Origin of the sequence: Streptococcus pseudopneumoniae, assembly GCF_001074565.1 — a bacterium.
Classification (GTDB): Bacteria; Bacillota; Bacilli; order Lactobacillales; family Streptococcaceae; genus Streptococcus; species Streptococcus pseudopneumoniae_J.
On the sequence record NZ_JUQX01000018.1, the window covers coordinates 148,810 to 161,579 of the forward strand.

The window sequence follows — 12,770 nt, forward strand, 5'->3', positions numbered from 1 at the left end:
TTTAGAAGGCACCGATGCTACCACCACCTCCGCCTCCTGAGAATCCTCCACCTGAAGAACCACTTCCAGAAGATACGGAGTAGTTGCTTGCTGTGTTTGCAATACTAGCATAGTGACTCATTTGAGCAGTTGAATGATAAAACATGCTGTGCCAGCCATAAGCTACATAAAGATTGATATCTGGATTCTCAACTTGAATCTGATAAGATTTCATCAAATGACTCACCTTGTCCGCATAACCAAATAAAGTAGCATAGACAAGGAGGCGATTCCAAAGAACAATACTCTCTAATTCTGCCTTGTCTAGATGGGCGATATCGCGAAGCATGTTTTCAAAACTAGTCCAGAGATAGTACGCTTCTAGTCCTTCTTCGTTTAAAACACCATCACGAGTATCAAATCGGGTTGTCCAATAATAGACGGCAGCTAACATCAAGCTCACAAACCCAAGGATAGGAAGTGGCAGGGAAAAATACCCGTGAGCATCCAAACTGTACAAGAACCAGCCAAAACCAACGAAAGCAGGTAGAAGCGTAGAGACACCTATCGTCAATCGCAAGATTTTTTCGCCATTACTCAGTGGACGATAATAATCTGGAAGTTGCAAAGAGGAAACCCGCTTTCTCACCCCATCCTGCATCTGCTTCAGAGCTTGCTCGAAAGACGACTTAAGCTTACGTCCTGTTTTCTGAATCCTTTTTTCATCAGCTGCTTTTGCACCTTGGTAAAGACTAGTTGACACTTGGTAATCTGCAAACAAATCTGAAACAAGCACTTCTTCTCTTCCTGAAAAGGCCAAATTAAGACAATCTTTTTCAAAACTTGCCAATCCTTTTTCTTTTACGACTTTTAGACGGACCTCATCTCCATTTGAGATGATTGAAATATTTCCACGGTCGATCACATCCAATAAGGTTGCCTGAACGAGTTGGTCAAAGGTGAACTTCCCTCCTCCCTTGGTCAAGGGACTGACTTCCTCTAAAGAAGTGGAGTAAACAGATTCCGATAAAACCATCGGTTCTAAGTCCATTGGCGGTTCGTAGAGACGGTGATTTTTAGCATGTTTCTTCGATGGGGAGGTTTTTCTTCGGTAAATGCGATAGAAAATGACACTAAAGACTAAAGAAAGCGAGAGTAAAAAAGGGATAACCCACGTAACCAGAGCTTTGCTTTGAGCTTTTTCAGCAGCAATGGACTCCTCTATTTTTTCAAATTCTGCTAAACGATTGCCCTTCAATCCCTGATCCAAAGCTGTTCCAAAATCTTTTCTAGGCCAATAGGCATGCAATTCAACCCCACGCTGACGAGGTAGGTTCTGTAAATGAACACGATAATCACCACCTGTCTTCTCTACCTTGCCCTCTGTAAAGAGTTTCCCTGTATGAAAGAAAAGTTTTTCAGCTCCATTAAAGCCTGTTACCCGAAACTCAAAATTTTCGATAGGTTCTGAACTATCTGTCAAGGGTTGCCAATTAAGTTTCGCGATATCATCATATAGAAATAGGAGGTTTTTTAGTTGCCATGTGATTACCACTTCAACGGTATCCCCTTCTTGGCCTGGATTATACACTTTTACAGTATAACCTTCCGATTCTTCTATCACTTCACTATTGACATTCTCAATGGCGCTAGCATTTTTCCATACCTGAACCTTCGGACTGGGATCTATTTCAAAGCCCTTTGGCATCTTACCAGAACGGCCAAGTCCTACTAGTTGTCCATTAAAGTCTTCATCAAAATAATAGACTACTTTCTCCCTAAATTCTGCCGTATTATCTGCATGAATATACAAATCACCTTGGTAAGAGCGAATCTTAAAATCAACCGCAAAAACAGAGAGTGGTAAAATACAAAACAAGCTAAATAAAAGCACGAAAAAAGTCTTTTTCATAACACAATCCCCTTTTTATCTTTGCTGTCATTATATCATTTTTTATAAGTAAAGGCTTACTTGTATTGAAAATCTCACCATTTTTAGATACAATAGAGAGAAGTCATTTTTAGACTAGAAATAGGAGAAAACATGAAAAAATTATGCTTATCTATTCTTGCTAGCCTAGCCCTTACATTAGGACTAGCTAGCCAAGTCCAAGCCGACGAATATTTACGCATCGGAATGGAGGCAGCTTACGCTCCCTTTAACTGGACCCAAGACGACGATAGTAATGGTGCTGTTAAAATCGACGGTACCAATCAATATGCCAATGGCTACGATGTCCAAATCGCTAAAAAGATTGCCAAAGACTTAGGTAAGGAGCCTTTGGTCGTTAAAACCAAGTGGGAAGGACTTGTCCCAGCCCTTACTTCTGGCAAAATCGATATGATTATTGCAGGTATGAGCCCAACGGCTGAACGCAAACAAGAAATTGCCTTTTCAAGCAGTTACTATACCAGTGAACCTGTTCTATTGGTCAAAAAGGACTCTGCCTATGCCAATGCCAAATCTTTAAACGACTTTAGTGGAGCAAGAATCACGTCCCAACAAGGTGTTTACCTTTATGATTTGATTTCCCAAATCCCTGGTGTCAAGAAAGAAACAGCTATGGGCGACTTTTCCCAAATGCGCCAAGCTCTTGAGGCTGGTGTTATTGACGCCTATGTTTCGGAACGCCCTGAAGCTCTAACTGCTGAAGCCGCTAACTCTAAGTTTCAGATGGTCCAAGTAGAACCAGGTTTCAAGACCGGAGAAGAAGATACTGCTATTGCCATTGGACTTCGTAAAGATGACAGTCGTATCAGCCAAATCAATGCTAGTATTGAAACCATCTCCAAAGATGAACAAGTTGCACTGATGGATCGGATGATTAAAGAGCAGCCGGTGGAGGCGACAACAACGGAGGAAGAAAGCAGCTTCTTTAGTCAAGTCGCTAAGATTCTTTCTGAAAACTGGCAACAGCTCTTGCGTGGTGCAGGTGTCACTCTTTTAATCTCAATCATCGGAACTATCGTAGGTCTCATTATCGGTCTTGCCATTGGTGTCTTCCGTACGGCTCCTCTCTCTGAAAACAAAGCCATTTACGGCCTACAAAAACTAGTCGGTTGGATTCTCAATGTCTATATTGAAATCTTCCGTGGTACACCGATGATTGTTCAATCCATGGTTATCTACTATGGGACTGCTCAAGCTTTCGGTATCAATCTCGACCGGACACTGGCTGCTATCTTTATCGTCTCAATCAACACGGGTGCCTACATGACAGAAATCGTTCGTGGTGGTATTCTAGCAGTTGACAAGGGACAGTTCGAAGCTGCAACTGCTCTTGGTATGACCCACAATCAAACCATGCGTAAGATTGTCCTTCCTCAGGTTGTCCGTAATATTCTACCTGCTACTGGTAATGAGTTTGTCATCAATATCAAAGATACCTCTGTATTGAACGTTATTTCAGTTGTCGAGCTTTATTTCTCAGGAAATACTGTAGCGACTCAAACCTATCAATACTTCCAGACCTTTACCATCATTGCAGTGATTTACTTTGTCCTCACCTTCACTGTGACCCGTGTCCTACGTTTTATCGAACGCTATATGGACATGGACACTTACACTACAGGTGCTAACCAAATGCAAACGGGGGATTTGAAAAAATGACACAACCAATCCTTGAAATCAAACACCTAAAAAAATCCTATGGACAAAATGAAGTGTTAAAAGACATTTCTCTCACCGTCCATAAAGGAGAGGTTATTTCTATCATCGGAAGCTCGGGAAGCGGAAAATCAACCTTCCTTCGTTCGATTAATTTACTAGAAACACCTACAGGAGGAGAGATTCTCTATCGCGGAGAAAATGTCCTGGAAAAAGGCTATAACCTCACCCATTATCGTGAAAAGCTCGGTATGGTTTTCCAATCTTTCAATCTCTTTGAAAATCTGAATGTCCTCGAAAATACCATCGTCGCCCAAACGACAGTACTCAAACGTGACCACTCTGAAGCTGAAAAAATTGCCAAAGAGAATCTTGAAAAAGTTGGTATGGGAGAACGTTACTGGCAAGCCAAGCCGAAGCAACTTTCTGGTGGACAAAAGCAACGTGTAGCTATCGCTCGTGCACTCTCCATGAATCCTGACGCCATTCTCTTCGACGAACCAACATCTGCCCTTGACCCCGAAATGGTCGGAGAAGTCCTCAAAATTATGCAGGATTTGGCTCAAGAGGGCTTGACCATGATTGTCGTAACCCACGAAATGGAGTTCGCTCGCGATGTCTCTCACCGTGTCATCTTTATGGATAAAGGCGTCATTGCTGAAGAAGGCAAACCAGAAGACCTTTTCACGAACCCTAAAGAAGAACGGACAAAAGAATTCCTTCAGCGTTATCTCAGTTAATAAATAAAGACTGCATACAGAATGCAGTCTTTTTAGTTTGTAATTGTAAAGAAAAGGCAGACCCGATTCAGGAATCTGCCTGTAACCACAGTTCAATCTTCAAATTTTTCATGATTTTTTTCATAGAAATCGATTAAACTAAGAGCTGTTTCAAATGAAATATTTTTAACTTTTGCGCGTCCTTGCGCTAGGGCAATTATAGACATTTCACGCGCATTCGTTTCTTTAGAGATACGGTAACCTGTGATCTTCTTATCACGAACCCAGCCAACAACTGCTTCTACCTTTTCAAAGTTTGACTTAACCATGTTCTTCTCCTGAATTATTCTTTACAATTCCTAATTGTATACGTTTTTATTTCATCTGTCAATAAAAAAACATATATTCGTCACAACTATATTATTCTGCATATTTTTATTTGGCTTTTAAAGCCGATAATATATGAGTTCTTATATCCTCAACTCCATTAGGATTTGCTGGTAGGAAAATTGTATTATTTCCTTCTTTTTCTGCAAAATTATTCAATGTGTCTAAATACTGGTTCGTTAATAGGATAGACATGATTTGTTCTTCAGTTAGTTCGACATTGGCTCCTTTTAACTCTTGGATAGAATCAGCAAGTCCGTCAACAATCGCTTTACGCTGCTCTGCAATCCCTACCCCATGCAGGCGATCTTTTTCTGCTTCTGCTTCTGCTGCGGTTACGATCTTAATCTTATCTGCTTCAGCAAGTTCTTGCGCTGCAACTCTTTTACGTTGTGCAGCATTGATTTCATTCATTGATTGTTTTACTTCAGCATCAGGTTCAACCTTAGTAATCAGCGTTTTGACAATGATATACCCATATGTAGACATTTCTTCTGCTACTTGTTTTTGAACTTCTAATGCAATTTCATCTTTCTTCTCAAATAACTCATCTAAAGTTAACTTAGGTACAGATGAACGTAAAGCATCTTCGATATAGGATTTAATCTGAGCTTCTGGACGCATCAATTTATAATAAGCATCCGTAACGTTGTTTTCATTAACTCGATATTGAGTAGCCACATTCATCGTCACAAATACATTATCCTGCGTCTTAGTTTCTACAACGATCTCACTTTGCAACAATCGTAGTTGGACTCTAGCCGCAATCCTATCAATTCCAAAAGGAGCTCGTACATGAATACCACTATTACTCAACTTTTGGTATTTACCAAAGCGTTCAATAATAGCGACAGATTGTTGCCGTACTACATATACAGAACTAATTACAATCGCTGATACTATCAGCACTAGAAAAAATAGAACAAGTAAAACATGTAAAACCATGGGAATCTCCCCCTTTCATCACCCTCATTATAGCACCATCATATTAATTACGCAAATAATATGATAATAAATTTATTTTATTTTACACCAACATATTATACAAAGTCTCATTCCCATTTAAATTAATATAAGATGGGTCAAACTTTTCCATCCGACGAATCAAGCCATTATAATCATGCTTATCCGCAAGAGCAATCCCAATCAAGACTGGCCCTGTCCCCTTGCTGGCTCGTTTGATATACTCAAAACGAGTAATATCATCATGCGGCCCCAAGATATCATTTACAAACTCTCGGAGAGCCCCTGGACGTTGTGGGAAATTGACTACAAAGTAATGCTTGATGCCATCATAAATCAAGGCACGCTCTTCCATTTCTGGCATACGGTTAATATCGTTATTGCCTCCAGAAATGATGCAGCAGATTGTTTTGCCTTTGATATAGTCCGATAGAACTTCCAAGGCCGCAACACTGGCAGCTCCAGCCGGTTCGGCGACAATCCCTTGCTTAGAATAAAGATCAATCAGGGTCTCGGAAATCAAGCCTTCATCCACTCCTACAAGAGTTTCAACATTCCGACGTGTCGCTTCATAGGTCAATTGCCCAACTTTCTGTACAGCTATGCCATCAGCAAACTTGTCGATTTCTTTTAATTTAACTGGCTTTCCAGCTTCAAAAGCAGCCTTCATCGAACGGGCACCATTGGCTTCAACACCAATGACTTCCATTTCCGGATTTGTTTCCTTGATATAGGTAGAAACTCCCGCAATCAGACCTCCACCACCGACTGGAACGAGAACAGTGTCAAAGTCGATTGACTCTTTCCGAGCGTCTTCTAAGATTTCATAGGCAACTGTTCCTTGCCCTGCCTGAACATGGACATCATCAAAAGGATCGATAAAGGTTCTATTTTCTGAAACGGTAAATTCTTGGGCTGCCTTAGCCGAAGCGTCGAAAGTATCTCCGACCAATTTGATCGTCACATAGTCACCTCCAAAGAAGCGAACTTGCCCAATCTTTTGTTGAGGCGTTGTGATGGGCATAAAAATTGTCGCAGGAATTTTCATCTCGTTACAAGTGTATGCGACACCTTGAGCGTGATTCCCCGCCGATGCACAGACCACACCACGCCCACGTTCTTCTTTTGTCAACTGTGAAATGGCATAATAAGCTCCACGAATTTTAAAAGAGCGAACTCGTTGCGCATTTTCCTTTTTCAGATAAATCTTAGCCCCATACTTTTCTGATAAATAATGATCATATTCCAGTGGTGTATTCACTACTACACCACTTAAAACTTTGTGGGCTTTCACCACATCTTTTGCACTTAGCATGTCTCCTCCTCAAATACTTTACAAGGTAAAAAGCGAGTTAGGTACCCCCCAACTCGCCTTCTGTCTTTATTCTAAGAATTAGTTATAGATTTTGAAAGCATCATCATCGTTTTTACCAACGAATGGCATTGCTTTACGTAGTTCTACACCAACTTTTTCAATTTCAAGATCTGCAGCTTGCTCACGGTAAGCAGTCAATTTTGGACGACCAGCCTTGTAGTCATTGACAAAGTCATTGGCAAACTTACCATTTTGAATATCTGCAAGAACAGCCTTCATGTTTTCTTTGACTTGGTCAGTAATGACACGTGGACCTGATACGTAGTCACCAAACTCCGCAGTGTTTGAGATAGATTGACGCATTTTCTTAAATCCACCCTCATAGATCAAGTCAACGATGAGTTTCATTTCATGAAGGACTTCAAAGTAAGCCAATTCTGGTGCATATCCAGCTTCTGTCAAGACTTCGAAACCAGCTTCCATCAAAGCAGTCAAACCACCGCAAAGAACGGCTTGTTCACCAAAGAGATCTTCTTCTGTTTCTTCCTTGAAGCTTGTTTCAAGAAGACCAACGCGTGCTGAACCAACACCCTTAGCCCAATCCATAGCGATATCTTTGGCATTTCCAGTAGCATCTTGGTAAACTGCGTAAAGGGCTGGAACTCCAAAACCTTCTTCGAAGGTACGACGTACCAAGTGACCTGGTCCCTTAGGCGCACACATAAAGACGTCTACGCTCTCTGGTGCTTTGATAAATTCAAAGTGGATGTTGAATCCATGAGCAAATCCAAGTGCGTTTCCAGCTTCTAAGTTTGGAGCTACTTCTTCAGCATAAAGGTCTGCTTGGATTTCGTCTGGTGCCAAAATCATGATCACATCAGCCAACTTAGTTGCTTCTGCTACTGTATAAGTGTCAAAACCGTCTTCTTTGGCTTTATCAAAAGATTTACCTGGACGCACACCGATAATCACATCGTGTCCTGTATCACGCAAGTTTTGCGCATGAGCATGACCTTGTGATCCATACCCAATTACGGCGATTTTTTTACCGTCAAGCGCTGCTACTTTTACATCTTTTTCGTATTCCATTTGTACTGCCATAGTTTTTCTCTCTTTTCTTTTATTTATTGCCTTTTAGACTTATTTAACAATTTTAAGTTATTTTTTATACTCAATGAAAATCAAAGAGTATTAGTCGCGGGTAAATCCAGTTGCTCCCGTACGAGCAATATTCCTAATTCCATAAGGACGAATTACTCGTAAGAGGGCCTCACTCTTTTCAGCATTCCCCGTCATCTGGATCGTAATCGAGCTTGGAGCCACATCCACCACCGTTGCACGGAAAGGTTGAATAATAGCCAAGATTTCTGCACGCTTTTCAGCGGGCGCAGACACCTTCACCAAGATAACTTCTCTTTCCAAGTGTGGTTTATCTGTAATATCCCGAATGCGAATCACATCGATCTGACGGTTGAGCTGCTTGATGATTTGCTCGACCTCATCATGAGACGCCACATCAATGATGATGGTAATCCGTGAAACGTTTGGATCCTCAGTCGCACCGACCGAGATACTCTCAATATTGACCTGACGGCGAGAAAGGACACCCGTAAAACGGTTGAGTACTCCTGAGCGGTTTTGTAGTCTTGCTGTTAACATTCTACGCATGGAACTTCACCCCCAACATCTCATGATTGCTCTTACCAGCTGGTACCATCGGTAAGACCTGTTCCTTACGAGAAATGTCCACCTCGATAAACATCGGTACATCCTCTAGAATGACTTCTAGATCCTTCTCTATCGTCTCTGGATTATCAAATTTATAGTTTTTGATGCCGTAAGCCTGTGCCATCAACTGGAAGTCAGGAAGAGTGTCAAAGACTGACTCTGAAGTCCGACCCTCATAGAAGGATTCTTGCCACTGACGAACCATTCCTAGTGAGTGGTTATTCAACATCACGACCTTAATCGGTACCTTGTAGATGTTTAGGATAGCTAGTTCTTGGTTGGTCATTTGGAATCCACCATCACCGACGAAGAGAACGACCTCTTTTTCTGGATTGGCAATCTTAGCTCCGATAGCTGCAGGAACACCGAATCCCATGGTACCCAAGCCACCAGATGTGACCAATTGACGTTCATTCTGATATGGGTAATACTGGGCTGTCCACATTTGATGTTGTCCAACGTCAGTAACGACAATAGCATCCCCATTCGTCAACTCACCGATGCGTTCAATGACTGCCTGCGGTTGAACCACACGTTCTTTCTTATCATAAGAACGAACACGGTTCTTGTCCTTGGTGACTTTGTCAATCCACTTTTCAGTATTGTTATGAACAGTTGGTTCTGCTAGTAGCATCTGCAAGGCTTTCTTTGCGTCCCCAACCACTGGAATGTCTGCACTGATAATCTTACCAATCTCTGCTGGATCAATATCGATATGAGCAACCTTGGCATTTTTAGCAAAGGTCTTAGGATTTCCAGTCAGGCGGTCATCGAAACGGCAACCAATACTAATCATAAAGTCTGCCTCGGTCATGGCAATATTAGCTGCGAAAGAACCATGCATGCCTCCCATTCCGAGGAAGAGTGGATGGCTTGTTGCAATTGTACCTTGTCCCAAAAGACTGGTAACGACTGGAATTTGATAGCGTTCAGCAAATTCATTCAGTTCTTTAGAGGCTTCTGCATAGCTGATACCGCCACCTGCCAACAAAACAGGTTTCTTAGCCTTAGACAATTGTTTCAAGATTTTCTTGATTTGCATGTCGTTTGGTTCTATCGTCGGCTGATAACTTGGCAAATGCACTTCAGGCGAATAGATGAAGTCTGTTTCAAGAGCCGATACATCCTTAGGCAAGTCAATCACGACAGGACCTGGACGACCTGTGGTCGCGATATGGACTGCTTCCGTAATGATACGAGGAATGTCAGCTGTCTCACGAACTTGGTAATTGTACTTGGTAATGGGCATAGTAATACCGACAATATCCGCCTCCTGAAAGGCATCCTTCCCAATTCCCGCTCGAGCGACTTGTCCGGTAAAGACCAAAAGGGGAACGCTATCGCTCATGGCATCCGCAATCCCTGTAATAGCATTTGTTGCTCCTGGCCCACTTGTGACGACTGCGACACCCAACTTTCCAGTTGATTTGGCATAACCTTCAGCTTCGTGCAAACAGCCTTGCTCATGACGCCCCAAAATGTGACGAATACCTTTGAAATTATAAATCGCATCATATAAAGGCAAGACAGCCCCACCAGGATAACCAAATATGGTATCAATTCCTAAATCATGGAGGGTTTCTAAAACTAGGTCCGATCCCGTCTTAGGAGCGTCTAAACTGATTTTCTCCATTGTTCCCCTTTCTCTTCTCTTAAAAATAGCTTGTTACTATCATACCATTTTTTCAAATATTTTCAAGACAAAAGTATCAATTTTCTGAATTTTCTATCTAAGAGTGTATTTATGAATGTTTTTCTAATTTTTATTAACAATTTAAACAAAATCGGATTCTTTATTAACTTTCATTTATTAACTTTCTCTATTTTCTTAGTAAATAGACTTTCTAAAATCCTTACTAGATTTCTTTCATTTTGCAAATATAGACATACAAGATGCTTGAGATAGGCATAGAAAAAGGAAGCCACCAAGTGACTTCCTTCTAGAGCGACGACTGATTAGTCTTCACCTTTGTTTTTCTTAATGATTTCTTCTTGTACTGACTTAGGTACATCTTCGTAGTGGTCAAATACCATCATGAAAGTACCACGTCCTTGTGATGCTGAACGAAGAACAGTTGCGTAACCGAACATTTCAGCAAGTGGAACGTAAGCACGAACGATTTGGCTGTTACCGTGTGCTTCCATACCATCTACACGTCCACGACGAGCAGTTACGTGACCCATAACATCACCAAGGTTTTCTTCTGGAACAGTGATTGTAACAAGCATCATTGGCTCAAGGATAGCTGGTTGTGCTGACTTAGCAGCTTCTTTAAGGGCAAGTGAAGCCGCGATCTTGAAGGCAGTTTCAGATGAGTCGACATCGTGGTATGAACCATCGTAAAGCTTAGCTTTAACGTCAACCATTGGGTAACCTGCAAGAACACCATTAGCCATAGATTCTACCAAACCTTTTTCAACCGCTGGGATAAATTCACGAGGAACCACACCACCGACGATTGCGTTTTCGAATTCGAATCCTTTACCTTCTTCGTTTGGAGTAAATTCAATCCAAACATCACCGAATTGACCTTTACCACCAGACTGACGTTTGAAGAATCCACGTGCTTGAGTAGAAGCGCGGAATGTTTCACGGTAAGATACTTGAGGAGCACCTACGTTCGCTTCAACTTTGAACTCACGACGCATACGGTCAACAAGGACATCAAGGTGAAGTTCACCCATACCAGAGATAACTGTTTCACCAGTTTCAACGTTAGTTTCAACGCGGAATGTTGGATCTTCTTCAGCCAATTTTTGAAGGGCGATACCCATCTTGTCTTGGTCAGCTTTAGATTTTGGCTCAACCATCAATTGGATAACTGGTTCTGGAACGTTGATTGACTCAAGGATGATTTTAGCTTTTTCATCTGTCAATGAGTCACCAGTTGTAGTATCTTTCAAACCAACAGCAGCAGCGATATCACCTGAGTAAACAGTGTCGATTTCTTGACGGCTGTTAGCGTGCATTTGAAGGATACGTCCGATACGTTCACGTTTACCTTTAGAAGTGTTCAATACGTAAGAACCTGATTGAAGAACACCTGAGTATACACGGAAGAATGTCAAACGACCTACGAATGGGTCCGTCATGATCTTGAAGGCAAGAGCTGCGAATGGCTCTTCATCAGATGCTGGACGAGTTTCTTCTTCATCTGTATCTGGGTTGATACCTTTGATTGCTGGGATATCAAGTGGGCTTGGAAGGTAGTCAATAACCGCATCAAGCATCAACTGAACACCCTTGTTCTTGAAGGCAGAACCACACAATACTGGGAAGAATTCAACATTGATAGTTGCTTTACGGATAGCAGCTTTCAATTCTTCGTTAGTGATTTCTTCACCTTCAAGGTATTTCATCATCAAGTCTTCATCAGTTTCAGCGACTGCTTCAACCAATTTTTCACGGTATTCTTGAGCTTGGTCAAGGTATTCAGCTGGAATATCTTCTTCAAGGATATCTGTACCAAGGTCATTAGTATAGATTTCAGCTTTCATCTTGATCAAGTCGATGATACCGCGGAAGTCATCTTCAGCACCGATTGGCAATTGGATTGGGTGTGCGTTTGCTTGAAGACGGTCGTGAAGTGTGCTTACTGAGTAAAGGAAGTCAGCACCGATTTTGTCCATTTTGTTAGCAAATACGATACGTGGAACTCCGTACTCAGTTGCTTGACGCCAAACTGTTTCAGTTTGAGGCTCAACACCTGATTGTGAGTCAAGAACAGTAACCGCACCGTCCAATACACGAAGAGAACGTTGTACTTCGATTGTGAAGTCCACGTGTCCTGGTGTGTCGATGATGTTTACGCGGTGGTTGTTCCATTGAGCTGTTGTCGCAGCAGATGTGATAGTGATACCACGTTCTTGCTCTTGCTCCATCCAGTCCATTTGTGACGCACCTTCGTGAGTTTCACCGATTTTGTGGATTTTACCAGTGTAGTAAAGAATACGCTCAGTAGTTGTTGTTTTACCGGCATCGACGTGAGCCATGATACCGATATTACGAGTTTTTTCAAGTGAAAATTCGCGTGCCATGAGGTTTATTTCTCCTATTTATTTTAATTTCTAT

At 41.7% G+C, this 12,770-nt stretch carries 10 protein-coding genes; 2 read left to right on the forward strand and 8 right to left on the reverse strand.

Annotated features, from left to right (window positions below; genetic code table 11):
* Position 1 precedes the first annotated feature (1 nt).
* Complete coding sequence (locus ADI74_RS02340; protein ID WP_049536780.1) at positions 2-1,891, reverse strand: DUF2207 domain-containing protein; 1,890 nt, start codon at positions 1,889-1,891, stop codon at positions 2-4.
* 132 nt (positions 1,892-2,023) lie between these two features.
* Here ADI74_RS02340 and ADI74_RS02345 point away from each other — a divergent pair, with 132 nt between their 5' ends.
* Both ADI74_RS02345 and ADI74_RS02350 read left to right on the forward strand, forming a co-directional pair.
* A complete protein-coding gene (locus tag ADI74_RS02345; protein WP_049536781.1) occupies positions 2,024-3,589 on the forward strand; it encodes an ABC transporter substrate-binding protein/permease in 1,566 nt (521 codons plus the stop codon).
* Positions 3,586-4,326, forward strand: coding sequence for an amino acid ABC transporter ATP-binding protein (locus tag ADI74_RS02350; RefSeq protein WP_049536782.1), 741 nt, complete (start codon positions 3,586-3,588; stop codon positions 4,324-4,326). The genes ADI74_RS02345 and ADI74_RS02350 overlap by 4 nt, the downstream gene beginning before the upstream one ends.
* 92 nt (positions 4,327-4,418) lie before the next feature.
* On the opposite strand, the gene ADI74_RS02355 is transcribed toward ADI74_RS02350, so the two are convergent.
* From ADI74_RS02355 to fusA, 7 genes are all read right to left on the reverse strand, one after another.
* Complete coding sequence (locus ADI74_RS02355; protein ID WP_000241003.1) at positions 4,419-4,634, reverse strand: hypothetical protein; 216 nt, start codon at positions 4,632-4,634, stop codon at positions 4,419-4,421.
* A gap of 106 nt (positions 4,635-4,740) precedes the next feature.
* Complete coding sequence (locus ADI74_RS02360) at positions 4,741-5,637, reverse strand: SPFH domain-containing protein (RefSeq protein WP_049536785.1); 897 nt, start codon at positions 5,635-5,637, stop codon at positions 4,741-4,743.
* Positions 5,638-5,719: 82 nt separating this feature from the next.
* Positions 5,720-6,970: a threonine ammonia-lyase IlvA gene (gene ilvA, locus ADI74_RS02365; protein ID WP_049536786.1), complete on the reverse strand. Its 1,251-nt coding sequence runs from the start codon at positions 6,968-6,970 to the stop codon at positions 5,720-5,722.
* Between the two features lie 78 nt (positions 6,971-7,048).
* Entirely contained in the window at positions 7,049-8,071 is a 1,023-nt protein-coding gene (gene ilvC, locus ADI74_RS02370; protein WP_049536787.1) for a ketol-acid reductoisomerase, read from the reverse strand.
* 90 nt (positions 8,072-8,161) lie between these two features.
* Positions 8,162-8,638, reverse strand: a complete 477-nt coding sequence (gene ilvN / locus ADI74_RS02375) for an acetolactate synthase small subunit (protein WP_001253812.1) — start codon at positions 8,636-8,638, stop codon at positions 8,162-8,164.
* Positions 8,631-10,331, reverse strand: coding sequence for an acetolactate synthase large subunit (locus ADI74_RS02380; protein ID WP_049536788.1), 1,701 nt, complete (start codon positions 10,329-10,331; stop codon positions 8,631-8,633). The genes ilvN and ADI74_RS02380 overlap by 8 nt, the downstream gene beginning before the upstream one ends.
* A 323-nt stretch (positions 10,332-10,654) precedes the next feature.
* Positions 10,655-12,736, reverse strand: a complete 2,082-nt coding sequence (fusA, locus tag ADI74_RS02385) for an elongation factor G (protein ID WP_000090339.1) — start codon at positions 12,734-12,736, stop codon at positions 10,655-10,657.
* Positions 12,737-12,770: the final 34 nt, after the last annotated feature.